Annotated in this window: 28 protein-coding genes; 16 read left to right on the top strand and 12 right to left on the bottom strand. The window is 72.3% G+C overall.

The window, feature by feature from the left end; all coding sequences use genetic code 11:
• The first annotated feature begins 55 nt into the window (after window positions 1-55).
• Both AB0H64_RS30130 and hemW read left to right on the top strand, forming a co-directional pair.
• Complete coding sequence (locus AB0H64_RS30130) at window positions 56-691, top strand: MOSC domain-containing protein (protein ID WP_357631297.1); 636 nt, start codon at window positions 56-58, stop codon at window positions 689-691.
• A gap of 159 nt (window positions 692-850) precedes the next feature.
• Window positions 851-2,071, top strand: a complete 1,221-nt coding sequence (gene hemW / locus AB0H64_RS30125; protein ID WP_357631294.1) for a radical SAM family heme chaperone HemW — start codon at window positions 851-853, stop codon at window positions 2,069-2,071.
• On the opposite strand, the gene AB0H64_RS30120 is transcribed toward hemW, so the two are convergent.
• The 3 genes from AB0H64_RS30120 to AB0H64_RS30110 are packed head-to-tail and all read right to left on the bottom strand — an operon-like array spanning window position 2,064 to window position 4,555.
• Window positions 2,064-2,807 (bottom strand): DUF4870 domain-containing protein, encoded by a 744-nt coding sequence (locus tag AB0H64_RS30120; protein ID WP_357631291.1) that lies wholly within the window; start codon window positions 2,805-2,807, stop codon window positions 2,064-2,066. The two genes, hemW and AB0H64_RS30120, sit on opposite strands and share 8 nt — an antisense overlap.
• Window positions 2,804-3,610 carry a DUF3097 domain-containing protein gene (locus AB0H64_RS30115; protein ID WP_357631288.1) on the bottom strand — a complete coding sequence of 269 codons (807 nt, stop codon included), beginning with the start codon at window positions 3,608-3,610 and terminating at the stop codon, window positions 2,804-2,806. The genes AB0H64_RS30120 and AB0H64_RS30115 overlap by 4 nt, the downstream gene beginning before the upstream one ends.
• Window positions 3,611-3,628: 18 nt before the next feature.
• Complete coding sequence (locus AB0H64_RS30110; protein WP_357631286.1) at window positions 3,629-4,555, bottom strand: hypothetical protein; 927 nt, start codon at window positions 4,553-4,555, stop codon at window positions 3,629-3,631.
• Window positions 4,556-4,706: 151 nt separating this feature from the next.
• On the opposite strand from AB0H64_RS30110, the gene hrcA reads away from it, so the two are divergent.
• The 3 genes from hrcA to AB0H64_RS30095 are packed head-to-tail and all read left to right on the top strand — an operon-like array spanning window position 4,707 to window position 7,625.
• On the top strand, window positions 4,707-5,720 hold the full coding sequence (gene hrcA, locus AB0H64_RS30105) for a heat-inducible transcriptional repressor HrcA (RefSeq protein WP_357631283.1): 1,014 nt from the start codon (window positions 4,707-4,709) through the stop codon (window positions 5,718-5,720).
• A gap of 11 nt (window positions 5,721-5,731) precedes the next feature.
• Window positions 5,732-6,871 (top strand): molecular chaperone DnaJ, encoded by a 1,140-nt coding sequence (gene dnaJ, locus AB0H64_RS30100; protein WP_357631281.1) that lies wholly within the window; start codon window positions 5,732-5,734, stop codon window positions 6,869-6,871.
• Between the two features lie 28 nt (window positions 6,872-6,899).
• Entirely contained in the window at window positions 6,900-7,625 is a 726-nt protein-coding gene (locus AB0H64_RS30095; RefSeq protein WP_357631279.1) for a 16S rRNA (uracil(1498)-N(3))-methyltransferase, read from the top strand.
• Between the two features lie 102 nt (window positions 7,626-7,727).
• Here AB0H64_RS30095 and AB0H64_RS30090 read toward each other — a convergent pair whose 3' ends face one another.
• Both AB0H64_RS30090 and AB0H64_RS30085 read right to left on the bottom strand, forming a co-directional pair.
• Window positions 7,728-8,492: a hypothetical protein gene (locus AB0H64_RS30090; protein ID WP_357631276.1), complete on the bottom strand. Its 765-nt coding sequence runs from the start codon at window positions 8,490-8,492 to the stop codon at window positions 7,728-7,730.
• The gene (locus tag AB0H64_RS30085) at window positions 8,489-8,968 is read right to left on the bottom strand and encodes a SigE family RNA polymerase sigma factor (RefSeq protein ID WP_175595049.1); all 480 of its coding nucleotides are present in this window, start codon (window positions 8,966-8,968) and stop codon (window positions 8,489-8,491) included. Before AB0H64_RS30085 ends, AB0H64_RS30090 begins: the two co-directional genes overlap by 4 nt.
• Window positions 8,969-9,318: 350 nt before the next feature.
• Here AB0H64_RS30085 and AB0H64_RS30080 point away from each other — a divergent pair, with 350 nt between their 5' ends.
• From AB0H64_RS30080 to era, 8 genes are all read left to right on the top strand, one after another.
• Window positions 9,319-9,663, top strand: coding sequence for a histidine triad nucleotide-binding protein (locus AB0H64_RS30080; protein ID WP_355437895.1), 345 nt, complete (start codon window positions 9,319-9,321; stop codon window positions 9,661-9,663).
• Window positions 9,664-9,754: 91 nt separating this feature from the next.
• Window positions 9,755-10,795 carry a PhoH family protein gene (locus tag AB0H64_RS30075; protein ID WP_357631273.1) on the top strand — a complete coding sequence of 347 codons (1,041 nt, stop codon included), beginning with the start codon at window positions 9,755-9,757 and terminating at the stop codon, window positions 10,793-10,795.
• Window positions 10,792-11,268 carry an rRNA maturation RNase YbeY gene (gene ybeY / locus AB0H64_RS30070; protein WP_357631271.1) on the top strand — a complete coding sequence of 159 codons (477 nt, stop codon included), beginning with the start codon at window positions 10,792-10,794 and terminating at the stop codon, window positions 11,266-11,268. Before AB0H64_RS30075 ends, ybeY begins: the two co-directional genes overlap by 4 nt.
• Complete coding sequence (locus tag AB0H64_RS30065) at window positions 11,265-12,569, top strand: hemolysin family protein (protein ID WP_357631269.1); 1,305 nt, start codon at window positions 11,265-11,267, stop codon at window positions 12,567-12,569. Before ybeY ends, AB0H64_RS30065 begins: the two co-directional genes overlap by 4 nt.
• Before the next feature lie 341 nt (window positions 12,570-12,910).
• Window positions 12,911-13,591 carry a hypothetical protein gene (locus tag AB0H64_RS30060; protein ID WP_357631266.1) on the top strand — a complete coding sequence of 227 codons (681 nt, stop codon included), beginning with the start codon at window positions 12,911-12,913 and terminating at the stop codon, window positions 13,589-13,591.
• A 10-nt stretch (window positions 13,592-13,601) separates the two neighbouring features.
• Window positions 13,602-13,922, top strand: coding sequence for a cytidine deaminase (locus AB0H64_RS30055; RefSeq protein WP_357631263.1), 321 nt, complete (start codon window positions 13,602-13,604; stop codon window positions 13,920-13,922).
• 1 nt (window position 13,923) lies between these two features.
• The gene (locus AB0H64_RS30050) at window positions 13,924-14,400 is read left to right on the top strand and encodes an NUDIX domain-containing protein (RefSeq protein ID WP_357631260.1); all 477 of its coding nucleotides are present in this window, start codon (window positions 13,924-13,926) and stop codon (window positions 14,398-14,400) included.
• Between the two features lie 9 nt (window positions 14,401-14,409).
• On the top strand, window positions 14,410-15,327 hold the full coding sequence (gene era, locus AB0H64_RS30045) for a GTPase Era (protein WP_357631258.1): 918 nt from the start codon (window positions 14,410-14,412) through the stop codon (window positions 15,325-15,327).
• Window positions 15,328-15,373: 46 nt separating this feature from the next.
• Here the strand turns inward: era and AB0H64_RS30040 are convergent, their stop codons facing one another.
• The gene (locus AB0H64_RS30040; RefSeq protein WP_357631255.1) at window positions 15,374-15,844 is read right to left on the bottom strand and encodes a hypothetical protein; all 471 of its coding nucleotides are present in this window, start codon (window positions 15,842-15,844) and stop codon (window positions 15,374-15,376) included.
• 98 nt (window positions 15,845-15,942) lie between these two features.
• Window positions 15,943-16,677, bottom strand: a complete 735-nt coding sequence (locus tag AB0H64_RS30035) for a Mut7-C RNAse domain-containing protein (protein ID WP_357631252.1) — start codon at window positions 16,675-16,677, stop codon at window positions 15,943-15,945.
• Between the two features lie 32 nt (window positions 16,678-16,709).
• Here AB0H64_RS30035 and AB0H64_RS30030 point away from each other — a divergent pair, with 32 nt between their 5' ends.
• Window positions 16,710-17,609, top strand: coding sequence for a TAXI family TRAP transporter solute-binding subunit (locus AB0H64_RS30030; protein ID WP_357631404.1), 900 nt, complete (start codon window positions 16,710-16,712; stop codon window positions 17,607-17,609).
• 6 nt (window positions 17,610-17,615) lie between these two features.
• Here the strand turns inward: AB0H64_RS30030 and AB0H64_RS30025 are convergent, their stop codons facing one another.
• From AB0H64_RS30025 to AB0H64_RS30010, 4 genes are all read right to left on the bottom strand, one after another.
• Complete coding sequence (locus tag AB0H64_RS30025) at window positions 17,616-18,953, bottom strand: HAMP domain-containing sensor histidine kinase (protein WP_357631249.1); 1,338 nt, start codon at window positions 18,951-18,953, stop codon at window positions 17,616-17,618.
• A complete protein-coding gene (locus AB0H64_RS30020; RefSeq protein WP_357631246.1) occupies window positions 18,950-19,615 on the bottom strand; it encodes a response regulator transcription factor in 666 nt (221 codons plus the stop codon). The genes AB0H64_RS30025 and AB0H64_RS30020 overlap by 4 nt, the downstream gene beginning before the upstream one ends.
• Window positions 19,616-19,624: 9 nt before the next feature.
• Complete coding sequence (locus AB0H64_RS30015; protein ID WP_357631245.1) at window positions 19,625-20,950, bottom strand: MFS transporter; 1,326 nt, start codon at window positions 20,948-20,950, stop codon at window positions 19,625-19,627.
• Window positions 20,951-21,105: 155 nt separating this feature from the next.
• Window positions 21,106-21,351 (bottom strand): DUF2630 family protein, encoded by a 246-nt coding sequence (locus AB0H64_RS30010; protein WP_357631242.1) that lies wholly within the window; start codon window positions 21,349-21,351, stop codon window positions 21,106-21,108.
• Window positions 21,352-21,389: 38 nt separating this feature from the next.
• Between AB0H64_RS30010 and ddaH the strand changes: the two genes are divergently transcribed.
• The gene (ddaH, locus tag AB0H64_RS30005) at window positions 21,390-22,133 is read left to right on the top strand and encodes a dimethylargininase (RefSeq protein WP_357631240.1); all 744 of its coding nucleotides are present in this window, start codon (window positions 21,390-21,392) and stop codon (window positions 22,131-22,133) included.
• A 199-nt stretch (window positions 22,134-22,332) separates the two neighbouring features.
• The gene (gene leuA / locus AB0H64_RS30000) at window positions 22,333-24,042 is read left to right on the top strand and encodes a 2-isopropylmalate synthase (protein WP_357631401.1); all 1,710 of its coding nucleotides are present in this window, start codon (window positions 22,333-22,335) and stop codon (window positions 24,040-24,042) included.
• A gap of 147 nt (window positions 24,043-24,189) precedes the next feature.
• Here the strand turns inward: leuA and AB0H64_RS29995 are convergent, their stop codons facing one another.
• On the bottom strand, window positions 24,190-25,101 hold the full coding sequence (locus AB0H64_RS29995) for a DUF664 domain-containing protein (RefSeq protein ID WP_357631237.1): 912 nt from the start codon (window positions 25,099-25,101) through the stop codon (window positions 24,190-24,192).
• Window positions 25,102-25,183 lie beyond the last annotated feature (82 nt).

Here is a 25,183-nt window from a genome sequence, read left to right as displayed (position 1 = left end):
CTTCCGGGCGGAAAAGGGATCGCCGTCGCCGGACCGCTCGGTTACCGTCAGCGCCATGCGGATCATCTCGGTAAATGTCGGAAAAGTGGTGGACGCGGCCTGGGCCGGCAAGACGGGGCGCACGGCGATCGACAAGTCACCGGTGCTCGACCGGGTCGAGGCGCGCCCCGGCGGGCTCGCCGGCGACGGGCGAGGTGACCTGGTCAATCACGCAGGTGAGGGCCATGCCGTCTACGCGTACGCGCGCGAGGACTACGACTGGTGGGAGGGTGAGCTGCGGCGCCCGCTCCGTGACGGCCGGTTCGGCGAGAACCTGACGACCGAGGGACTCGACGTCAACGGCGCCATGCTCGGGGAGCGGTGGCGCATCGGGTCGGTCGTGCTGGAGATCAGCGGCCCCCGGGTGCCGTGCGTGGTGTTCCGCAATTGGATGGACGAGCCGGGATGGGTCCGCCGGTTCACCGAGGCCGGGCGGCCGGGAGCGTACCTGAAGGTCGTGGAGACGGGGGAGCTGGGCGCCGGCGACGGGGTGCGGATCGTGCGCCGGCCCAGCGACGGGGTGACGGTGGCCGAGGCGTTCCGGGCCTTCCACGGCGACAAGGAGCTGCTGCGGCGCGTGCTGGCCGTACCAGAGCGCGCCGCGTTCTGGGACGACGTGGCCACCCGGGTGCTGGGCGGCTCGCCGAGCTGAGGACGACGCAGCGGAGGTCACCGGGTGGCTCGCCGAGCTAGGGGCGACGGAGCGGCGGTCACCGGGCGGCTCGCCGAGCTGAGGACGGTTGCAGGAGCGGTCGCCGGGCGGCGCTGTCCCGTGGTCGGGGCAGTGGCCGGTGGCGGGCAGACTGGAGGTGTGCCATCCACCCTGCCCGACGGCGAAGCCGCGCCCGCCTCGGGCGAGCTCCCCGAGAGCGCGCTGCGCGGCCTCGGCGAGCGCCCGTTCGGCTTCTACGTCCACGTGCCGTTCTGTGTGACGCGCTGCGGCTACTGCGACTTCAACACCTACACCGCCGCCGAGCTGGGCCCCGGCGCCTCGCAGCGCGACTACGCCGACACGGTCGTCGAGGAGGTGCGGCTGGCGCGGCGCGTCCTCGGCGACGCCGATCTCCCGGTCCAGACGGTGTTCTTCGGCGGCGGTACCCCCACGCTGCTGCCCCCGGCCGACCTGGTCCGCGTCCTCGCGGCCGTCAGGGACGAGTTCGGCCTCGCGCCGGGAGCCGAGGTCACCACCGAGGCCAACCCCGAGTCCGTCGACCCCGCCTCGCTGGAGAGCCTGCGCGAGGGCGGCTTCACCCGTGTCAGCTTCGGCATGCAGAGCGCCCGCGAGCACGTGCTCAAGGTCCTCGACCGCCACCACACCCCCGGCCGGGCCGGCCAGGCCGTGAAGGAGGCGCGCAAGGCCGGGTTCGACCACGTCAACCTCGACCTCATCTACAGCACGCCGGGAGAGTCCGACGACGACTGGCGGGCCTCGCTCGCCGCCGCCATCGAGGCCGAGCCGGACCACGTCTCCGCGTATTCGCTCATCGTCGAGGACGGCACCCGCCTGGCGGCCCGCATCCGGCGCGGCGAGCTGCCCATGCCCGACGACGACGTGGCCGCCGACCGCTACCAGATCGCCGACGCGATGCTCGGCGAGGCCGGGTTCCGCTGGTACGAGGTGTCGAACTGGGCCACGTCCGACGCCGCCCGCTGCCGCCACAACCTGCTCTACTGGACCGGCGGCGACTGGTGGGCCGCCGGCCCCGGCGCCCACAGCCACGTCGGCGGCACCCGCTGGTGGAACGTCAAGCATCCCGCCGCCTACGCCCAGCGCCTGACCGCGGGCGTCTCGCCCGCGCACGCGCGGGAGGTGCTGACCGCCGACGACCGTGAGACCGAACGCCTCATGCTGGAGCTCCGGCTGGTGTCCGGCTACCCGCTGGCCGACGTCGTCCCCGGCGCGCGGACGGCCGTCGCCGCCGCGCTGGGGGGCGGGCTGCTGGAGCCGGAGGCGTTCAAGGCCGGCCTCATGGTCCTCACCCTGAAGGGCCGGCTGCTCGCCGACGCGCTGGTACGCGACCTGGTCAGCTGATCAGGCGGACGGAGATCGGGTAGCGGTAGTTCTCGCCCCGGTTCGCGGCCAGCGCCGCCTGGATGTGGAAGACCAGCGACACGATCCACACGACCGGGAACAGGAACAGCCCGATCACGAAGATCGACAGGATTCCGGCGACCACGTAGCCGATGAACATCGTGATCTGGAAGTTCAGCGCCTCGGCCGACTGGTCCCTGACGTACGGGGCCTCGTCCTTCTTCATCATGTAGATGATCAGCGGGCCGACCCAGGAGACCAGCAGGCCCAGCAGGTGGGAGAGCATCGCCATGGTGGTGTCGTCGGTGCCGGGGCGCGGGCCGTACACACCGGGCTGGTGCGGCGGGCGCAGGGGCGGCGGCGGGTAGCCGTAACCGGGCTGCTGGTATCCGGAGCTGCCTGGGTAACCGGGCGGCGGGTGGCCAGGCTGCTGGTAGCCGTATCCAGGCTGCTGAGGCCCGGGCTGGTGAGGGCCCGACTGCGGGTGACCGGGCTGCTGGTATCCGGGCCCCGAGTATCCGGGCCCCGAGTATCCGGGCCCCGGGTATCCGGGCTGCTGGTACCCCGGCGGCGGAGGCGGCTGCTGGCCGTAACCGTGGCCCTGGCCACCCGACTGCGGCCCCGAGCCGTAACCGGGTCCAGGGTGCGGCCCCGAGGCCGGGCCTGGCTGGTCCGGGCGGGGGACGCGCCGGGTGACGTCGTCGTCCGGCTGGTGCTGCGGCGGATCCTGGCTCATGGTGCCTCCGTGACGAAGTCGATCAGTTCCTCCACCCGGCCGAGCAGCTCGGGCTCCAGATCCGCGAACGAGGAGACGGCCCCCAGGATGCGCCGCCACGCCTCGGCGGGCTCCACGCGCCACCCCAGGGCGGCGATCACGCCCTCCTTCCACGGCACCCCGCGCGGCACGTCCGGCCAGGCGGGGATGCGCAGCGCGGACGGCTTGACCGCCTGCCAGATGTCGATGAACGGATGCCCGACCACCAGCACCTCCGGAGAGGTCACCCGGGCCGCGATGCGGCTCTCCTTGGAGCCGGGCACCAGGTGGTCCACCAGGACCCCCAGCCGGCGCCCCGGCCCGGGGCCGAACTCCTCGACGATCGCGGGCAGGTCGTCGACGCCCTCCAGGTACTCGACGACCACCCCCTCCACGCGCAGGTCGTGGCCCCAGATCTTCTCGACGAGGGCGGCGTCGTGCACGCCCTCGACGTAGATGCGGCTCTCCTTGGCGACCTTGGCGCGCAGGCCTTCGACCGCGATCGACCCCGACGCGCTGCGCCTCGGCCCGCCGGGCGCCGCGACCGGCCGCACCAGCGTCACGGGCCTGCCCTCCAGCAGGAACGCGGCGGGCGCCAGCGGGAACAGGCGCCGCCTGCCGAACCGGTCCTCCAGCGTGACGGCCTCCTTGTCGCAGGCCACGATCGCGCCGCAGAACCCGCTGTCGGCGTCCTCCACCACGAGGTCGGGTTCGGCGGGCACCTTCGGGATCGTGCCCTTGCCCGGCCGCCGCCAGTTGCCCGCGAGAACATCACCGTCATACACACCGGGGACCGTAGCAAATCACCCGCCTGCCGCGAGGCGCTTGCGGTGGCCGCTGCGCCGTACCAGGACGACGACGGTCAGGACCACCGCCACGAGCACGCCCGCCCCGGGCAGCAGGAACAGCGCGGCCACGCCGCCCAGCAGCCCGCCGGCGTCCACGGCCGATCCCACCGCGAAGCGCGCGCCCGATCCCTCGGCGGTGTCGCACTTGAGCTGGTAGGCGCCCGCCTCCGGCACGTTCAGGGCGAGGATGGCCCGCCAGGTGGTCGAGTCCTGCGTGACCGTCATGCTCCCGGGCATCCTGGCCAGCAGCGCCCTGCCGGTGCCGCCGCCGGCCGAGCAGGTGTACTGCACCGGCGAGGCGCTGGCCAGGTACACCACGGGCTCGTCGGCCGGGTCCACGGTCACGGTGACGGTCTCACCGGAGCCGAACGTCTTCGTCGGCAGCGCGCTCCGCGCCGTGTCCGCCACGCCGCTCGCGAACAGCGCCACCCCGGCCACCACGCACACCAGCGCGAGTCCCCAGGCGGCCCACACCCACCACAGCGGGGGCCGGAGCAGCTTGGGGTCCACCCGGGGCGCGTACAGCGGGCCGCCGGCGTACGCGCCGGCCACCGGGAAGGGCGGGCTGCCGTACGGGCCGGTGAGCGGCTGGCCGCCGTACGGCCCCTGCTCGCCCGAAGGAGAGCCGTAGGGGCCCGGCTGGTACGGGACCTGCGGGTAGGCGGCCTGCTCGCCCGTCACCGGCCCCGGCCCGTAGGGCTGCTGCGGGTACGGAGGCTGCGGGTACGGGGGCTGCCGCGGGTACGGGGCCTGCTGCGGCGGCATGCCGTGCGGCCCCGTCTGGTACGGCTGCCGGCCGTACGGCGGAGGAGGAGGCTGACCGGGATAGGGGCCGGACCCGGGCGCCGGGCCGTTCGGCTGGGAGGGGGACTCGTCGGTCATGTCGGCAAGTGTGATCCCTGGAGGCGGGCCCGCGCCAGCGGCAGGATGGCCGGCTGTTATCGCACCTTGTGGGTGAGAGCCGTACACTTGGCACTCGGGAACACAGAGTGCTAGAGGGTCGTTCCCCGAGGCAGAGGCAGGAGGTGAGCACGTGCTCGACGAACGTAAGCTGGCGGTGCTCCGCGCCATTGTCGAAGACTACGTGTCCACCAACGAACCGGTGGGCTCCAAGGCGCTGGCCGAGCGCCACAATCTCAAGGTGTCCCCCGCCACGGTGCGCAACGACATGGCCGCGCTGGAGGAGGAGGGCTACATCACCCAGCCGCACACCAGTGCCGGCCGCGTGCCGACCGACAAGGGCTACCGGCTGTTCGTCGACAGGCTGTCGCAGGTCAAGCCGCTGTCCGGGGCGGAGCGCCGGGCGATCGAGACGTTCCTGGCCGGGGCGGTCGACCTCGACGACGTGGTCACCCGCACCGTGCGGCTGCTCGCGCAGCTCACCCGGCAGGTCGCGGTCGTGCAGTACCCGACGCTGACCCGCTCGACCGTCCGGCACGTCGAGCTGGTGCCGCTCTCGGAGCGGCGCGTCATGCTGGTGCTCATCACCAACACCGGCCGCGTCGAGCAGCGCGTCGTCGAGCTGCCCGAGGTCGTGGAGGACACCCGCATCGCCCACCTGCGGGCCGTGCTCAACGCCTGTCTCGACGGGTGCGGCCTGAGCGCCGTGCCCGACCTCGTCGCCGACCTGCCCGAGCGGCTGCCCGCCGAGGACCGGCCGGCGGTGGCCACGATCCTGTCGGTGCTGCTGGAGACCCTCGTCGAACGCCACGACGAGAAGATCGTGTTCGCCGGGGCGGCGAACCTCGCCGGCGCCGACTTCACCGTCGGCCTGCGCGACGTGCTGGAGGCCCTGGAGGAGCAGGTCGTGCTCATGCGGTTGCTCGGCGAGACGTCCAGCGACACCCCGTCCGCGCTCACCGTGCGCATCGGCTCGGAAAACCCCTATCTGCACGGCACGTCCATCGTCGCGACCGGATACGGTTCTGGCGACAACCAACTGGCCCGGCTCGGCGTGCTGGGTCCCACGAGGATGGACTACCCCGTGACGATGGGCGCCGTACGCGCGGTGGCACGCTACGTCAGCCAGATCCTGGCTGCATCATAAGAGGTCGATAAGTGGCAAACAGCGACTACTACGCCACCCTCGGGGTGCGCCGTGACGCCAGTCAGGACGAGATCAAGAAGGCCTACCGCAGGCTGGCCCGGGAGCTCCACCCTGACGTGAACCCCGATCCTGAGACCCAGGAGCGGTTCAAGGAGATCACGCAGGCCTACGAGGTCCTGTCCGACGCGAACAAGCGCCAGATGTACGACCTGGGCGCGGACCCGTTCGGCGGCGGCGGGGCGGGCGCGGGGGCCGGCGGCTTCGGCGCGGGCTTCCCGTTCAGCGACATCATGGACGCGTTCTTCGGCTCGGCCGGCGGCGCGCGCGGGCCCCGCTCGCGCGCCCGCAGGGGCCGCAACGCGACCATCCGCGTCGAGCTGGACCTGCGCGAGACCGCGTTCGGCACGACCCGGGAGCTGGTCGTCGACACGGCCGTGCTGTGCGAGGTCTGCCAGGGCGCCGGCGCCGCGCCCGGCACCCACCCCGACGCCTGCGACATGTGCAACGGCCGCGGCGAGATCTCCCAGGTCACCCGGTCGTTCCTGGGCCAGGTCATGACGTCCCGGCCGTGCCCCCAGTGCGGCGGCTTCGGGTCGATCATCCGGCATCCCTGCCAGGAGTGCTCCGGCGACGGCCGCGTGCGCACCCGCCGTACGATCAAGGTGCGCATCCCGGCGGGCGTCGAGGACGGCACCCACATCCAGCTCGCCGGCGAGGGCGAGGTCGGCCCCGGCGGCGGCCCGCCCGGCGACCTGTTCCTGGAGATCGTCGAGCGCCCGCACGAGATCTTCGAGCGGCGCGGCGACGACCTGCACTGCACGGTGCAGATCCCGATGACGGCCGCGGCGCTCGGCACGATCCTCACCGTCGAGACGCTCGACGGCTCCGAGGAGCTCGACGTGCGGCCGGGCACCCAGTCGGGGCAGGTCATCACGATGTACGGCCGGGGCGTCCAGCGGCTCAACGAGAGCGGCCGCGGCGACCTGCTGATCCACGTCAACGTCGAGACGCCGTCGCGGCTCGACCCGGCGCAGGAAGAGCTGCTGCGGGAGCTGGCCAAGCTCCGGGGAGAGGAGCGGCCTCCGGGTAAGTTCGCACCGGGGCAGCAGGGTTTTTTCTCACGGCTGCGCGACGCGTTCAACGGGAGATGAGGCCGCCGCGGGGTGGTGACGGGCGAACGTGAGCGTTCCCGTCTTCCTGTCCGACGCCCTCGACGGGCCGGAGCTGCTGCTCGACGGGCCCGAGGGACGGCACGCCGCCGCCGTGCGCCGGCTGCGCGCCGGTGAGCGGGTGGACGTGACCGACGGCGCCGGCGCGGTGGCCGAGTGCGTCGTGCGCGAGGCGCTGAAGGACTCCCTCCGGCTCGACGTGGTCGCCCGCCACGACGTGCCGGCGCCGCGGCCCCGGATCGTCGCCGTGCAGGGCCTGCCCAAGGGCGACCGGGGTGAGCTGGCCGTCGAGATGATGACCGAGGCGGGCGTGGACGTGATCGTCCCGTGGTCCGCCTCGCGCAGCATCACCCAGTGGAAGGGCGACCGGGCGGCCAAGGCGCTGGCCCGCTGGCGCTCCACCGCGCGCGAGGCGGGCAAGCAGGCCCGCCGCTTCCACCTGCCCGAGGTGACCGAGCCGGCCTCCACGGCTCAGGTCGAGGCGCTGTTGCGCGGCGCGGCCCTCGGGCTGGTGCTGCACGAGGAGGCCGCCGAGCCGCTGTCGCGCCTGGAGACTCCGGCCGACGGCGACGTGGTCATGGTCGTGGGCCCCGAGGGCGGGGTGTCGGAGGAGGAGGTGGCCCGGTTCCGGGCGGCCGGAGCGGTGCCGGTGCTGCTCGGGCCGACGGTGCTGCGCACCTCGACGGCGGGGGTGGCGGCGGCCGCGGTCCTCATGGCCCGTACCGGCCGCTGGTGACGCGCTGAACGGCTCGTACCGGCTGTCGATCACCCGCCGAGTGGCTCGTACCGGGCGCTGGTGACCCGCTGACGCCGGCCCGCCTCGCGGGCGCCGGTGGCCCTACTGCGAGGAGAGCGGGCTGGCGTCCAGGATCGTGGTGACGGTCTGGACCGGCTGCGTCGGCTCGGGGGCGTCGGCCGGGCAGTCGTCGGCGGGGCACGGCACGGCCGCCGGCGCCGTCTCGGTCACCGTGGCGGCCGGGGTGGGCGTCCGGGTCGGGGTGGGCGTCGTGCCGGGACAGTCGTTGCGCGGCTCGGCCGGCCCGCCCGTCGGCTGGTCCGTCGGCTCGTCCGTCCGCCCGTCCGTCTGGTCGGACGTCGGCCCGTCCGTCTGGTCGTCGACCTGTCCGGCGGTCCGCCGGCCGGCCGGCTCGCCGGGCGGCGTGGGGCACGGGTTGGGGGAGGACGCCGTGGGCGTCGGCTTGCTGGTCGACCTGGCGGTCTCGGGGACGTGCCGCGGCGGCCGCGTCGTGGGCTCGGGCAGCACCACGACCTCATGCTCCTCGCTGCGCTGCGGCGGATCGGGCGACACGGCCCGGTTGGTGGAGGACCCGGCGGGCGGGGTCGAGGTGGTGCGGACGTCCTGCACGGTCTCCCGCAGCACCTGGTGGCGCAGCTCGGGGACCACCATCACGATCGTGCCGGCCACCAGCACCGCGCTCGCCGCGGCGGCGCCCGCCCGCCACCAGAACAGGTTGCGGATACCGCGCCGCTCGATGCGGGCACGGATGATCTCCAGTCCGTCCGGCGAGGGCACGACCGTGTCCGCCTCCGCGCGGAGCACACGGCGCAGTACGTCGCCGTACTCGTCGGGGGGCTGGGTCATGACATCTTCTCCAGGACGGAACGCAAGGCGGCCATGCCACGCGCGGTGTGGCTCTTGACCGCTCCCTTGCTGATGCCCATGGCGTGGGCGATCTCAGCCTCGGACAGATCACCGTAGTAGCGAAGGACGAGTGCCTCTCTCTGACGTGCCGGCAGGGCCCGCAGCGCCTCGATCACGGCCGAGCGTTCGAGCTCGCCGATCGCGCCGTTCTCGGCGCTCGGGGCGTCGGGCAGACCCTTGGGAGCATACTTCTCGACGACCGCGCGGTGTCTCAGCACGGATCGGGAGCGGTTGACGACGGATTGACGCAGGTAGGCGAGTGCCTTGTCGGGGTCGCGCAGTCTCCGCCAGGCGCCGTGGATGGCGACGAACGCGTCCTGCACGACCTCCTCGGCGGTCGCCATGTCGCGTACCAGCAACACAGCGAGACGCACCAATGACCGGAAGTGCGCGCTGTACAGCGCGGTCACGGCCATGTCGGCGTCCCACCCGACCGGCACCGCCCCTAACGACCTGTCGGCCAGCAGGGTCTCGGTGGTCACCTCATGAGGACGCGCGGCCTTCCGAGAGGGTTTACGCTCTTCCGGTTCCTTAGGGGGCATTACCCAGTCGTGTCCTCGCCAGGCGGCCTTGCCCAGACCCTGATTGTCCTGTTGTGCCGAAGTGTCGCACACCCACCCTAACCGCGAGGATCTTCCTGCGCACGGCGGGCTCGGTCACCGATTCGCAACAGGCGCAGGGAGTTCGGAACGTTCCAGGCGGGGCGGAAGCAGCATAGCGCGGTGATCACCGTGAGGAGGACGGAGTGCCTCGGTAGGGTGACCATGTGACCGACTGCATCTTCTGCAAGATCGTCGCCAAGGAGATCCCGGCCGAGGTCGTCCTGGAGACCGATCGGGCGCTCGCGTTCCGCGACCGCAACCCGCAGGCCCCGACCCACGTGCTGGTGATCCCCAAGGAGCACCACGCCGACGCGGCGGCCCTGGCGGCGGCCGACGACGGCCTGGCCGACGACGTCCTCAAGGCCGCGCACGCGGTGGCCGTCCAGGAGGGCGTGGCGGACGCCGGCTACCGCGTGGTCCTCAACACCGGGCCCGCCGCGGGCCAGACGGTCTTCCACGTCCACGCGCACGTGCTGGGCGGCCGTGACCTGACGTGGCCGCCGGGGTGATATTGGCGAGAGCGATTCGCGTGGTCCCGGCTACCATGGGCGGAGAAGCACACACGAACAGACCGGGAGGCATCAGGCCGCTGGCCTGCCCATGTCCGAACTACACGAATCCCGCCGGACCGCACCTCCGATGCGCACACAGGCCAAGGTGCTGATTCCGGACGAATACCCGATGGTCAGCCTCCTGGGCTCCCGTGACGAGCTGTTGCGTGTCATCGAGGGCGCCTTCCGGGCCGACATTCACGTCCGAGGAAACGAGATCACCGTCACCGGCAGCCCCGACGAGAGCGGGGCCGTGGTGCGGCTGTTCGAAGAGCTCGTCGAAGTGCTGCGAAGCGGCGGCGAGCTCACGCCCGACGCGGTCGAGCGGAGCATCGCCATGCTGCGCATGACCTCCGACCGGCCGGCCGAGGTGCTCTCCCTCGACATCCTCTCCTCGCGTGGCCGGACGATCCGGCCCAAGACCGTCAACCAGAAGCGCTACGTCGACGCCATCGACAACCACACGGTCGTCTTCGGCATCGGCCCGGCCGGCACCGGCAAGACGTATCTCGCCATGGCCAAGGCCGTGCGGGCGCTCCAGGAGAAGCGGATCAACCGGATCATCCTCACCCGCCCGGCCGTCGAGGCGGGCGAGCGGCTCGGCTTCCTGCCGGGCACGCTGTACGAGAAGATCGACCCCTACCTCCGGCCGCTGTACGACGCGCTGCACGACATGGTCGACCCCGACTCCATCCCCAAGCTGATGGCGGCGGGCACGATCGAGGTCGCGCCGCTGGCGTACATGCGGGGCCGCACCCTCAACGACGCCTTCATCATCCTCGACGAGGCCCAGAACTCCTCGGCCGAGCAGATGAAGATGTTCCTGACCAGGCTCGGCTTCAACTCCAAGATCGTGGTGACCGGCGACGTGACCCAGGTCGACCTGCCGGCGGGCACCACGAGCGGGCTGCGCGTCGTGCAGGAGATCCTCGAGGGCATCGACGACATCCACTTCTCCCGCCTGACCAGCGCCGACGTGGTCCGCCACAAGCTGGTCAGCGAGATCGTGGACGCCTACGGGCGCTACGACGCGCTCCAGGAGGCGACGGAGCCCGCCAAGTCGATCCAGCACCGGGGTAAGCGGCGATGAGCATCGAGATCAACAACGAGTCGGGCGTCGAGGTGGACGAGGAGAACATCGTCCGCCTCGCCGCCCACGTGCTCGGCGAGATGGGCGTCAACCCGCTCGCCGAGATGTCCATCATGGTCGTCGACGAGAACGCCATGGCCGACCTGCACGAGAAGTGGATGGGCGAGCCCGGCCCCACCGACGTCCTCGCCTTCCCCATGGACGAGCTGCGTCCGGGCGGCGGGGCGCGCGGCGACGTCGACGCGCCCACGGATCCGGCGCTCCTCGGCGACGTGGTGCTCTGCCCGCAGGTGGCGGCCCGGCAGGCCGAGGAGGCCGGCCACTCGGCCCGCGACGAGCTCGAACTGCTGTGCACGCACGGCATCCTGCACCTGCTCGGCTACGACCACGCCGAGCCGGAGGAGCACAAGGAGATGTTCGGGCTGCAGGCGCGGTTGCTGGAGGCGTGGCAGGAGGTGCGCGACCCGCGGTGAACGCCTGGTTGCCCCTGGCCATCGCCCTCGTGGTGATCGGTGGCCTGATCGCCAGCGCGGAGACGGCTCTGACCCGCATCTCACGGGTGCGGGCGGAGGAGTTCGTGCGCGAGGGCAGGCGCGGCGCCGTGCGGCTGCAGGCCATCGTCACCGACCCGCCGCGCTACCTCAACCTGCTCCTGCTGCTCAGGCTGAGCTGCGAGCTGGTCGCCACGGTGATCGTGACGCTGCTCTGCATCGACCGGCTGGGCAACCAGGGGTGGGCGTACGTGACGGCCGCCGCAGTGATGATCGTGGTCAGCTACGTGATCGTCGGCGTCTCGCCGCGCACCCTGGGCCGCCAGCACGCCGAGCCCATCGCGCTGGCCGGGGCGCCGATCGTCTACGGGCTGACCCGCATCTTCGGCCCGCTGCCCAAGCTGCTCATCCTGCTCGGCAACGCGCTGACCCCCGGCAAGGGCTTCCGCGAGGGCCCGTTCACCTCCGAGGCCGAGCTGCGCGATCTGGTGGACCTCGCCGAGGAGCGCCGGGTGATCGAGCCGGACGAGCGCGAGATGATCCACTCGGTGTTCGAGCTGGGCGACACACTGGTGCGCGAGGTCATGGTGCCGCGCACCGACATGGTCTTCATCGAGCGGGGCAAGACGCTCAGCCAGGCGCTCTCGCTGGCGCTGCGCAGCGGCTTCTCCCGCATCCCCGTCGTGGGGGAGAACGAGGACGACGTCGTCGGCATCGCCTACCTCAAGGACATCATCCGCCGGGTGCACGAGTCCGGCCAGGACGGCGGTACGGAGCGGATCGACTCGACCATGCGCCCGGCCACGTACGTGCCCGAGAGCAAGCCCATCGACCAGCTCCTGCGCGAGATGCAGGCGCGGCAGATCCACATGGCGATCGTCATCGACGAGTACGGCGGGACGGCCGGTCTCGTCACCATCGAGGACGTCCTGGAGGAGATCGTCGGTGAGATCACCGACGAGTACGACCAGGAGGCGCCCCGCGTCGAGTCCACGCCCGACGGGGCGCTGCGGGTGACGGCCCGGATGCCGGTGGACGAGCTGGGCGAGCTGTTCGACACGGAGATCGAGGTCGACGACGTGGAGACGGTCGGCGGGCTGCTGGCCCACGCGCTCGGCCGGGTGCCGATCGCCGGCTCGCAGGCGGAGGTGGCCGGGCTCCGGCTCACCGCCGAGAGCCTCGCGGGCCGCCGCAACCGCATCAGCACGGTCGTGGTCCGCCGGGTCACGCCACCGGAGGACGAGGCCGTCCCGGCCGCCGCCGAGCACCAGGACCGCTCCTGACCTCAGGCCCGCTTGATTGCAGGGATGCGGCTTTTGTCGGCAGTTGTGGCAAGCGTTCTACAAGTCTTCTGCAAGCGCGTTGCCCCAGTCTTGTCTCGACGCCCAGTGCGGAGGGTGTCAACGAGGGAAGCGTCCGAACGCCGGGTGGGGTTCGCGGCCGGAGGGCGCTCCCCGGGGGGCGGCAACGTCTCGATCATCACGATCGTGACGTTGCTTGACGTAAAGGGTGCTCTCGTCCGGAAGGCCGGACGAGAGCACCCTTTCGGCGTTTGAGGCTTTATTGGCGAGTGCAGTGGGTTGTCCGGTTACCCCCCCGGGGAGATCCGCGTGCGGAGGTAATCATGCGACGCGGACTGCGGATCATCGGGCTCGTCACGGCGGCCGGGCTCCTGGCCGGATGCCTGGCGGCGTGCGAGGCGCGGAGAGGCCGGGAGGACAGAGGCACGCGCGCCGGCACGCACACGAGCACGCACACCGGCTCACGGTCGGAGTCCCGGCTGCGCGTGCTGCTCGACGGGCCGAAAGGGCTGCCCGACGGCTTCTCGCCCCGGGCCGGCGAGGCGTGGCGGGTGCCGTTCAGGGTGGCCGACCGCGACTGCCGCGCCGCCCTCCAGCCCGCCGGCGGGCGGGCACCCCAGCGGTCGCTGACCGGGCAGGCGGCGGTCAGCTATCAGGGGGACGGGGTCGGCGAGCAGGTGGCCGTGGGCCTGGCCCGCTACTCGGGCTCCGAGGTCGAGAGCCACCTCGACGCGCTCGCCGAGTCGCTGTCCCAGTGCCAGGCGCTGCGGGCGCCCGGCGGCACGCGGCTCAGGCTGCGCTCGCTGCCGGTCCAGGCGCCCGGCGACCAGGCCGTGAGCGCCCGGCTGCGGGGCAGGCTGCGCGGCTACCCGTACACGATGGACGTGGTGCTGGCCCGCTCGGGCGACACACTCGTCTCCGTCGTCCACACCGGCATGGCCCGCGTCGAGCCGGAGAGCACCGAGAAGCTGGTCGGCGCGGTGATGAGGATGGCCGGCGCCTAACCTAGTCCTCGTGACTCTCGATCCCGAAGACAGCAAGATCATCACTCTGGCCCGTGCCGCCCGCGCGCGCAACGGCTCCGCCGAGGGCGCGGCCGTGCGCGACGAGACCGGCCGCACGTACTCCGCGACCGACGTCGCGCTCTCCTCCCTGCGGCTGTCGGCCGTGCAGGTGGCCGTCGCGATGGCCGTCTCCAGCGGCGCCCGGTCGCTGGAGGCCGCGGCGCTCGTCACCGCCGGCGACGGGCCGGGCGCCGCCGACGAGGAGGTGGTCCGCGAGCTGGGCGTCAAGGCGCTGCTCGTGGCCGGTCCTGACGGCTCGCTGAGGAGCTGACATGCCGATGTCGCCGTACCTGGCCGGGCTGCGGGAGAAGGTCGGGAACGACCTGCTGCTGCTGCCGTCGGTGTGCGGGTGCGTGTTCGACGCGTCCGGGCGGCTGCTGGTGGCCCGCCACGGCGACGCCGGGCTGTGGGCCGCGCCGGGCGGCGGCGTCGACCCGGACGAGCGGCCCGAGGAGGCCGTGGCCAGGGAGCTGCGGGAGGAGCTCGGCGTCGAGATCGAGGTGCGCGGCGTGATCGGCGTGTACGGCGGCCCCGAGTTCCAGACCGTCTACCCGAACGGGCACCGCTGCGCGTACGTGATCGCCGTCTACGGTTGCACGCTCGCGTCGGGCACTCCGGTGCCCGACGGCGACGAGATCACCGACGCCCGGTGGGTGACCGAGGACGAGCTCGCGGGGCTGTCGATGACGCCGTGGTCGCCGCGGGTGCTGCCCGAGGTGTTCACCTGGTGGCGCCAGCAGACCCGCTGATGGGACACAATGCACTATGTGACCTCGCCAGACAGCCATCGCGCCGGATTCGCCTGCTTCGTGGGAAGGCCCAACGTCGGCAAGTCCACGTTGATGAACGCCCTGGTCGGCACCAAGGTGGCGATCACCTCGTCCAAGCCGCAGACCACCCGACGGGTCATCCGCGGCATCGTGCACCGGCCCGAGGCGCAGATCGTCATCGTGGACACGCCGGGCCTGCACCGGCCGCGCACCCTGCTCGGTGAGCGGCTCGACAGCCTGGTGCTGTCGACGCTGACCGAGGTGGACGTCATCGGGTTCTGCGTGCCGGCCAACGAGCCGGTCGGCAAGGGCGACCGGTTCATCGCCGACAAGCTCGCCGCCGTCAAGCGCACCCCGGTCGTCGCTGTGGTCACCAAGTGCGACCTGGCGACCAAGGAGCAGATCGCCCAGCAACTGCTGGCGGTGTCGCAGATCGCGGAGTTCGCCGCGATCGTGCCCGTGTCGGCCGAGCGGGGCGACCAGCTCGACGTGCTGGGCGACGTGCTGATCGAGCACCTGCCCGAGTCCCCGCCGCTGTACGAGGGCGGGCAGCTCACCGACGAGCCCGAGCAGGTGCTGGTGGGCGAGCTGATCAGGGAGGCGGCTCTGGAGGGCGTCCGTGACGAGCTGCCGCACTCGATCGCGGTGGTGGTCGACGAGATGCTGCCGCGCGAGGGACGCGACGACCTGCTCGACATCTACGCGCACATGTTCGTCGAACGGCCGTCGCAGAAGGCCATCGTCATCGGGCACAAGGGCGAGCGGCTGCGCGACGTGGGCACGCGGGCCCGCAAGCAGATCGAGGCCCTGCTCGGCACCCGCGTCTACCTCGACCTGCGCATCAGCGTCGCCAAGGACTGGCAGCGCGACCCCAAGCAGCTGCGCCGCCTCGGCTTCTTCGACTGACGGACCGGCCGCCTCCGCTGAGCGGCCGCTTCGGTGACCGGCCGCTTCAGCGGCGGCGGAACGCCGTCAGCACGGCGAACAGGATCAGCGCCAGCGAGCTGGCCAGCGCCGCGAACCACCCGTACCTGATGACCGGGCTCACCGACAGCAGCCCGCCCAGGTCGAGCGAGACCCGGTCCGCGACGCCGCCCGGGTCGGCCACGAACATCACCAGCAGCACGGTCGCGAACGCCCCCGGCAGCGCGGCCAGCGCGGCCACCCACGGGCGGCGGCCCAGCAGCCCCGCCACCCCGAGCACCAGCGCCGCCAGCCCGGCCAGCAGCGTGTAGACGCCCACGGCGGCGTCGACGCCGCGGACGTCGCTGGTCAGGCCGCCGCCGATGACGTCGCTCCTGGCCTCGATGCCCGCCCACGGCAGGACGGCGCAGAGGACGAGCAGCGCCGCGGCGACGCTGACGGCCAGCGCGTAACCGCGCCTCCCGCGCCTCGCGGGGTTTTGCTGAAGGTGGTCGGCCACACGGTCACCTTAGGACGGCCGAGCCGCCCCGGCCAGGCCACGCGCGGTCCTTCCGCACTCCAAGCCCGCTCCGGGACGAGCCGCGGCGCCGCCCCGGCTCAGGAGAGGCTGCCGGCCCACTCCCGCGCCGTGCGGACGATCTCCTCCAGGTGATCGCTGTGCGCGCCGTGCCAGTACACCTGGCCGCACACCCGGCACTGCCCGTACGCGTCGTAGCTGCGCCGCGTCCCCGCCTCCAGCCGGGCGGCGACCTCGCCCTTGTCGGCGGCCGCGAGCTCGCCGTTGCAGGCGGTGCAGCGCGTCCAGGGCCGCAGCGGCGGGGCGAAGCGCTCCATCAGGTCGCGGAGCTGATCCTGCGGCCGGGAGCCGTGCACGTACGCGCCGAGCCACAGGGCGCGGCGGCGCAGCAGGCCGCGGTCCTGGGTGAGCAGGACCCGCCGCTCCTCGTTGGCCTGGACCACCAGCGCGGGGTCGTCCATGTCGTTGTGGTAGGCGGCGTCGATGCCGAGGAGCCGCAGCCGCCGCGCCAGCGTGCCGAGGTGGACGTCCAGCAGGAAGCGCGGCTCGCGGGGGAGTTGCTGGGGCCGGGGCACCGGGCCGACCTCGACGACGTCCCCGGCCGCGAGCTGGCGGGAGGGCCCGACCCCGTACCCGCCGATGGTCATGGGGCCGACCTCGGTCAGGGGGATGCCGGCCGATTCGACGTGGTGGCCGAGGGTGGAGGTGCCGTCGGGCGTCACCCGCTGCCACTCCTGGCGGCGGCTCACGGGCAGGAACATCCTCAGCTCCGGGGCGATCCGGAGAAGTGCGTCCCGTTGGGTCATATCTATCATTCTGCGTGATTCGATAGCGTGAGCTCGTGCCGATGTCCCGCCGCGTCTTCCTCGCGCTCACCGCGCTCGCGGCCACGGGCTGCTCGTCGGCCGAGGACGCGGAGCACACGATCCGGCTGGCCACCGGGCTGGCGGGCGGGCCGTACGAGGTGCTCGGCGACAGGTTCGCCGCCGAGCTGCGGCGCGACGGCGTCGCTGTCCAGGTGATCAAGACCGCGGCCAGCGTACAGAACCTGATGATGCTCACTGACGGCCGCGCCGACGTGGGCTTCTCGCTCGCCGACAGCGCCGACGACGCGGTACGGGTACGCCACCAGCCCGTCGCGGCGCTGGCCCGGATGTACATGAACTACGTCCACCTGGTCGTCCGCCGCGACTCCTCGATCCTCGAACCGAAGGACCTGGCCGGGCGGGTCGTGTCCATCGGCGCCGAGGGGTCCGGCACCGCGGTGACCGCCGCGCGGGTGCTGTCGGCCGCGGGCCTGCCGAGCGGCGGCGCGCTGCGGCTCGGGCTGGACGCCTCCATCCTGGCGTTGCGCGAGCGGGACGTCGACGCGTTCTTCTGGTCGGGCGGCGTGCCCACCCCGGCGCTCGCCGCGACGGAGGGCATCAGGCTCGTCCCGCTGGGGTCGCTGGTCCCGGTGCTGCGCCGCACGTACGGGCCGGTCTACGAGTCGGCGGACGTCCCGGTCGGCGTGTACGCGGGGACGGTTCCGGTGCCCACCGTCGGCACCCCGAGCTACCTGATGTGCCGGCGCGACCTCGGCGAGGACGCCGCCTTCACCGTCACGGAGACCCTCTTCCGCGCCCGCGACCGGCTCCAGGCCCCGTCGGCCCCCGGCGGCCGGCTGGACAAGAGGTACGCCATCGGGACCGGCATCGTCCCCCTCCATCCGGGCGCCGCCCGCTACTACCGCTCCGTGTACGGCTGAGGCGGCCTACCCGTTCGCGTACGGCTCGGGCAGGCGGATCTCGACCACCAGCCCGTGCGGGTCGGCGGGCAGCAGCGACAGCGTCGCCCCGCACAGCTTGGCCAGCTCGGCGGCGATGGCCAGTCCGAGCCCGCTGCCCGGCACGTTGGCGTGGCCGACCGACCGCCAGAAGCGGCCCAGCGCGTCGGCCCGCTCCTCCTCGGACAGCCCCGGCCCGTCGTCGGCGACCCGCAGCACCCCGTCCCGCAGCGTGACCGTCACCGTGCCGCCCGCCGGCACGAACTTCTGGGCGTTGTCCAGCGCGATGTCCGCGATCCGGGCCGCCGCCTCCGGCACGACCGACATCTCCGGCACGTCCATGGCCAAGGTGAGGTCCTGCGCCGCGTACACCTCGCGCCACACCCCGAGCCGGACCCGCAGCTCGGCCTCCTTGTCGTCGGGGACCGCCCCCGCCTCCACGCGGGCCAGCGCCAGCAGGTCCTCGACCAGCACGGCCAGCCGGTCGAGCTCGGCCATGGCCTCCTCGAACTCGGCCGATCCGTCGTCGGTCAGGTGCGGCTCCAGGTTCTCCAGCCGCAGGCCCAGCACGGTGAGCGGGGTGCGCAGCTCGTGGGAGGCGTCGGCGACGAACGCCCGCTGCCGCTCCATCGCCCCCGACAGCGCGTCGGCCATGGCGTTGAACCGCTCCTCCAGCCGCCGCAGCTCCGTCGGGCCGCCGCCCGGGTGGGCGCGGGCGTCGAGGTGGCCCTCGGCGATGGCCCGCGTCGTGCGGTCCAGCTCGGTGACCGGCCGCAGCACCCAGCGGGCCAGCCGGCGCGCCGCCAGCACCCCGTAGCCGAGCGCGATCAGCGACCCGAGCGCCAGCGCGCCCCACACCAGCCCGACGTCCTGCCGGGCCTGGTCGGTGCGGGCCTGGAGCAGCACCGCGCCCGAGAGCTGGGCGTCGCGGCCCGCCGGCTCGGCCAGCAGCACGGTGGCCGGGCCGAACGGGCCGACCGTCGGCAGGTCCTCAGTGGTGCGGCCGGACAGCGCGAGGTGGGTGGCCTCGGCGTCGTCGGCCTCGAACCGGCCGGCCGTGACGAGGACACGGCCGCCGCGGTCGCGCACCCGCACCGCCGCACCGTACAGCTCGGCGTAGCGCACCACCTCGGAGGTCAGGCCCGTGTGGTCGCCGTCGCGGGCGGCCTGGTCGGCCAGCTCCGCGAAGCGGGTGGCGTCGGCGCGGCGGTCCAGCAGCAGGCGGTTGGTGCGGTGGGAGGCGTAGGAGAGGGCCAGGGGCACGGCCAGCGCCGTGATGAGGAAGGCGATCAGCGTGGTGAACGTGATCACCAGGCGGGAGTTCACGCCGAGGAGCCCAGGCGGTAGCCGGTGCCACGCAGCGTCTCGACCAGTCCGGGCCGGCCCGTCTTCGAGCGCAGCCCCGCGACGTGGACGTCGAGCGAGCGTGACGCCGACAGCAGCGGATCGCCCCACACCTCGTCGAGGATCTCCTCGCGGCTGCGCACCACGCCCGGCTCGCGGGCCAGCAACGCCAGCACGTCGAACTCGCGCCGCGTCAGCGTCACCGCCGCCCCCGCCACGGTGACCTGCCGGGCGACGAGGTCGATGCGGACGTCGCCGACGCTGACCACCTGGCCCCGGTCCGGCATGGGCCGCGTCCCGCGCCGCACCACGGCCTCCATCCTGGCCATCAGCTCGACCGTGCGGAACGGCTTGACCAGGTAGTCGTCGGCCCCCGAGCGCAGACCGCGCAGCACCTCGCGCTCCTCGGTCCGCGCGGTCACCACGATCACCGGCACCGCCGACACGCGGCGCAGGCGGCGCAGCACGTCGAGGCCGTCCATGTCGGGCAGGCCGAGGTCCAGCAGGACGAAGTCGACGCCCCCCGCCAGGCGGAGGGCGTCGACTGCCAGCCCCGCCCGCGCGACCTGGTGGCCGTGGCGGGCGAGGGCCGTGGTGAGCGCTGAGGCGAGCCGATCGTCGTCTTCGACCAGGAGAACTCGCATGTCGCCAGATTAGAGGCGAACGGGGATCGATTCCGCCTCGCCCGACTTCTGCTCGGCCCGGCTCAGGGCCGCGTCGCGGGTCTCGCGCATCGTCAGGTAGACGGCCAGCGACACCGCGGCACAACCGGAGACGTACCAGTAGAAGCCGGACTCGATGCCGCTGGACTTGAACCACAGGGCCACGTACTCGGCGGTGCCGCCGAACAGGGCGTTGGCGATCGCGTACGGCAGGGCCACGCCGAGCGCCCGGATGTTCGTCGGGAACAGCTCCGCCTTGACCACCGCGTTGATGGAGGTGTAACCGGTGATGATGATCAGCCCGATCAGCGACAGGACGAACCCGCCCAGGAAGCCGTCCACGCTGCCCAGCGCGGTCATCAGCGGCACGGTGCCGAGCAGCGAGCCGATGCCGAACGTGATGAGCAGCGGCCGGCGGCCGATCCGGTCCGACAGCGAGCCGGCGAGCGGCTGGATGAGCATGAAGACGAACAGCGCGCAGAAGCTGATCAGGGTGGCGGTCTGCTTCTCCAGGTGCGCGGTGTTGACCAGGTACTTCGTCAGGTAGGTCGTGTAGGTGTAGTACGCGACCGTGCCGCCCATGGTGAGGGCGATGACGAGCAGCGCCTCCTTCTTGTGCGCCATCAGCGCCTTGATGGTGCCGCGCTGCTGGTGGCCGCCCTCGACCTCGCGCTCCTCCTCGTCATAGGCCTCGGTCTCCAGGAGGTTGCGCCGCAGGTAGAACACCACCGCCGCGCCGAGCGCGCCGATGACGAACGGGATGCGCCAGCCGTAGGACTTGAGGACCTCGTCCGACATGGTGTTCTGCAGGATGATCTGCAGTCCCAGGCCGACGAGCTGACCGGCCGTCATCGAGACGTACTGGAAGCTGGAGGCCAGACCGCGCTTGCCGGGAGGCGTGGCCTCGGTGAGGTAGGTGGCGCTGGCGGCGTACTCGCCGCCGACCGACAGACCCTGCAGGAGGCGGGCCACCAGCAGGACGACGGCGCCGAAGAAGCCGACGGCCTCGTACGTCGGCGCGATGGCGATCAGGAGGGCGCTGGCCGACATCAGGGTGACCGTGAGCGTGAGCGCCGCCTTGCGGCCCTTCCTGTCGGCGTAGCGGCCGAGCAGCCAGCCGCCGACGGGCCGCATGAAGAAGCCCACGGCGAAGATGCCGGCCGTGTTGAGCAGCTGGGTGGTCGCGTCGCCGTCAGGGAAGAAGGAGGCGGCGAAGTAGACAGCGAAGCTGCTGTAGACAAACCAGTCGTACCACTCGACCAGATTGCCGATGGAGCCGCCGACGACCGCCTTCCACGGCACCTTGGGTGTGCTCACTGGTGTACCTCCTGGGGGGAGTAGTTGCAGGCCAGAGCCTCTCCGCAGAAGGTTGTTCGGAACAAGGGGAGGGGGCTGATATCTAACGCACGCTTAACATCGAGGCAACGCGCGGGTGGGACGCTGCCCCCTCACACCGCTCCTGTGGGCGGTCCCTACTGGCGGTAGCCCTCGACCTCGGAGGCGGGGCGGGCGGCGGCGCCGTCCGGGTCCTCACCGACGCCGCGGCGGGCCCGGCGCTGCCTGAGCAGGTCCCAGCACTGGTCGAGGGCGACCTCCAGCTCCTTGACGCGCTCGTTCTCCTCCTCGGAGGTGACCTCGCCCGCCGACAATCTGCCGCGCAGCTCGTGCTCCTCGGTCACGAGGGCGCTGATCCGACTCAGAATCTCGTTGTCACGCATGCCCGAGACTCTACTGATTACGTGATAGAAAGCGCCCTATGTCTGGTATCGCGCTGGTAAGAAAGCCCGGGCCGCGGATCGCCGACGGCCTCGTCACCCACATCGAGCGCGAACCCGTCGACCCCGAGCGCGCCCTCGCCCAGCACGAGGCGTACGTGGCCGCCCTGGCCGCGGCCGGCTGGCATCCCGTCCACGTCGAGCCGGCCGACGACCTGCCCGACGCGCCGTTCGTCGAGGACGCCGTCGTGGTCTCGGGACGGCTCGCCGTGCTGACGCGGCCCGGCGCCTCCGAGCGGCGGCTCGAGGTCCCCTCGGTGGAGAAGGCGGTGCGGGCGCTCGGCCTCAGCGCCGTGCGCGTCACCCGCCCCGGCACGCTGGACGGCGGCGACGTCCTCCAGGTGGGCGCCACCGTGTACGTCGGCAGGTCGGCGCGGACCAACGACGAGGGCATCGCCCAACTGACCGCGCTGCTGCCCGAGCGCCGGATCGAGCCCGTGGGCCTCGACGGCGTGCTGCACCTCAAGTCGGCCGTCACCGCGCTGCCCGACGGCACCCTGATCGGCGACCCCGCCCGTGTCGACCTGCCCGGCCTGCTCGAACCCGAGGAGGAGTCCGGCGCGCACGTGGTGCTGCTCGGCGGCGACCGCGTCCTCATGGCCGCCTCCGCCCCCCGTACCGCCGCCAGGCTGGCCGGGCGCGGGCTCGACGTGACCACCGTGGACATCTCCGAGTTCGAGAAGCTGGAGGGCTGCGTCACCTGCCTGTCCGTCCTCGTCCCCTGACCGTTCCCGTCGGCGTTTCGTCTGAGATCTCAACATTCGAGACCCTGGACGGTGCACGGCGAGACGTCTGGTAGCGTGCAGGGCATGCTGCGCGGACTCCTTCTTAGCCGCCGCGGCGGGGGCCTCTGAGGCCGGCTCCCTCGCCGCGGGGCGAGTCATGCGCGTCGGCCGTTCGCATCGACCGACGAGGAGACCCGACATCATGACCGCTCAGCAGCCCAGCCCCATGCCGTTCCATCGCTACCAGCCCTTCGAGCCGGTACGCCTGACCGACCGCACGTGGCCCGACCAGGTGATCACCAAGGCGCCCCGCTGGTGCGCGGTCGACCTCCGCGACGGCAACCAGGCGCTCATCGACCCGATGGACTCCCACCGCAAGCTGCAGATGTTCGACCTGCTGGTGCGCATGGGCTTCAAGGAGATCGAGGTCGGCTTCCCGGCCGCCAGCCAGACCGACTTCGACTTCGTCCGGCAGATCATCGACGAGGGCCGTGTCCCCGACGACGTCGTCATCCAGGTGCTGACCCAGGCCCGGCCGGAGCTCATCGAGCGCACCTTCGAGGCGATCGAGGGTGCCAAGCAGGCCATCGTCCACCTCTACAACTCCACCTCCACCCTGCAGCGCCGGGTCGTCTTCGGCCAGGACAGGGACGGCATCACGGCCATCGCCGTCGAGGGCGCCAAGCTGGTCAAGAAGCTCGCCGACGCCACCGACGTGGACGTGTACTTCCAGTACTCTCCCGAGTCCTTCACCGGCACCGAGCTGGAGTACGCGGTCGAGGTGTGCGACGCCGTCAACGACGTGTGGCAGCCCACCCCCGACCGCAAGGTCATCGTCAACCTGCCCGCCACCGTCGAGATGGCCACCCCCAACGTCTACGCCGACCAGATCGAGTGGATGCACCGCAACCTCAGGCACCGCGACTCGATCGTGCTGTCGCTGCACCCGCACAACGACCGGGGCAGCGCCGTGGCCGCCGCCGAGCTGGGCTACATGGCGGGCGCCGACCGCATCGAGGGCTGCCTGTTCGGCAACGGCGAGCGCACCGGCAACGTCTGCCTGGTCACGCTGGGCATGAACCTGTTCTCCCAGGGCATCGACCCCGAGCTCGACTTCAGTGACATCGACGAGATCCGCCGCGTCACCGAGTACTGCAACCAGCTGCCCGTGCACCCGCGCCACCCGTGGGGCGGCGAGCTGGTCTACACCGCCTTCTCCGGCTCCCACCAGGACGCCATCAAGAAGGGCTTCGAGCACCTGGAGAAGGACGCCCAGGAGGCGGGCGTGCCCGTCGAGGAGTTCACCTGGGCCGTGCCGTACCTCCCGATCGACCCCAAGGACATCGGCCGCAGCTACGAGGCCGTCATCCGGGTCAACAGCCAGTCCGGCAAGGGCGGCGTCGCCTACATCATGAAGGCCGACCACCAGCTCGACCTGCCGCGGCGGCTGCAGATCGAGTTCTCCAAGGTCGTGCAGGCGCGCACCGACAGCGAGGGCGGCGAGATCAGCCCGGCCGCGATGTACGAGATCTTCCAGGACGAGTACCTCCCGACCCCCGCCAACCGCTGGGGCCGGCTCGGCCTCATGGCGCACCGCCACGAGTCGGTGGCCGACGACGTGGACCGCATCAGCGCCGACGTACGGGTGGACGGGGAGATCCGCGAGGTCGCGGGCTCCGGCAACGGCCCCATCTCGGCCTTCATCGACGCGATCGCCAAGGTCGGCGTCCAGGTGCGGGTCCTCGACTACGTGGAGCACGCGCTGAGCGCCGGCTCCGACGCCAAGGCCGCCTCCTACGTGGAGTGCGACGTCGACGGCCAGGTGCTGTGGGGCGTCGGCATCGACGCCAGCACCACGACGGCCTCCCTCAAGGCGGTCATCTCCGCGGTCAACCGCGCCACCCGCTGACCGCCCCGCCCGACGCCCCGGACCCCGCACGACCTGCGGGGATCCGGTAACCGGCACACGCCCACAAGGCCACGTACCGACCCCAACCCGACCGCGTTCCCCGACCAGGGGGAGACGCGGTCGAGTCGTGTCCGGCGCTGTGCCTCTTCACACCCCGATCGTGCCGTCGATCCGCTCACGGAGCAGGTCGGCGTGGCCGTTGTGCCGGGCGTACTCCTCGATCATGTGGATGAGCACCCAGCGCAGCGACACCCTTCCGCGCCACGCGTCGTCGCCCTCGATGTCGAGGTCGGGCGCGTCGGCGACGAACCCGTCGGCGAACGCCACCTCGGCACGCCACGCCTCCCACGCCGCCGCGACGACCGCCGGATCGGGCACCGCCCCGTCGAAGTCCCCATCAGGGTCCGCGGGCGACGAGAAGAGCGGCTGCACGTCCTGGCTCCCCAGCACGCGCCGGAACCAGCGGCGCTCCACATCGGCGAGATGCCGCACCAGCCCCAGCAGCGAGAGCGTGGAGGGCTCCACCGACCGGTGGGACAGCGCCGCGTCCAGGCCGGAGCACTTCATCTCCAGCGTCGCGCGCTGAGCCCGCAGGACGTCCACGAGCATCCACCGCTCATCGCCCGTGGCGGGACTGCTGAAGCGTCGATCATCGACGGCGGGGAACATCCCGCCCCTTCTCCGCCTCCCGCCCGCACCCTCGTAGCCCGCAGGGCCCGGCCCGTGGAGGGACAGCCGCTCGGTCAGCGCCGTGACACGATCGCCCGGCCCGAACACCGCGACGGCGACATGGCCGATCTCCACCTCGTCGAAGCCCACGGTGATCAGATCCTCCGTGGCGCGCGCCTTCGCGTACAGCTCGCGCAACTGCTCAGGCGCGGCACTCAGGACGGAGACTGGGTGAGGGCTCACCCCGGCGTCCGCGGCCTCGTCCTCGGTCGCCGACGGGACGGGTAACCGTCCGCCCACGCTCAACCCGAGCACAGCCGCGGCGCTCACCGCCGAGGCGGCAGGCAGATCGGCACGGATGACCAGAACCAGCTTCGTGGGCAGGGCCATGAGGACGCACTCCAACGCTCGTCAATGCGGACACCGGAGAAGGTAGCCATAGTGGCGCCGGGACGGTGGCCCAGGCGAACGA

The organism is Nonomuraea sp. NPDC050733, from assembly GCF_040654215.1.
Taxonomy (GTDB): domain Bacteria; phylum Actinomycetota; class Actinomycetes; order Streptosporangiales; family Streptosporangiaceae; genus Nonomuraea.
This window is presented reverse-complemented; position numbering and strand designations above follow the sequence as displayed.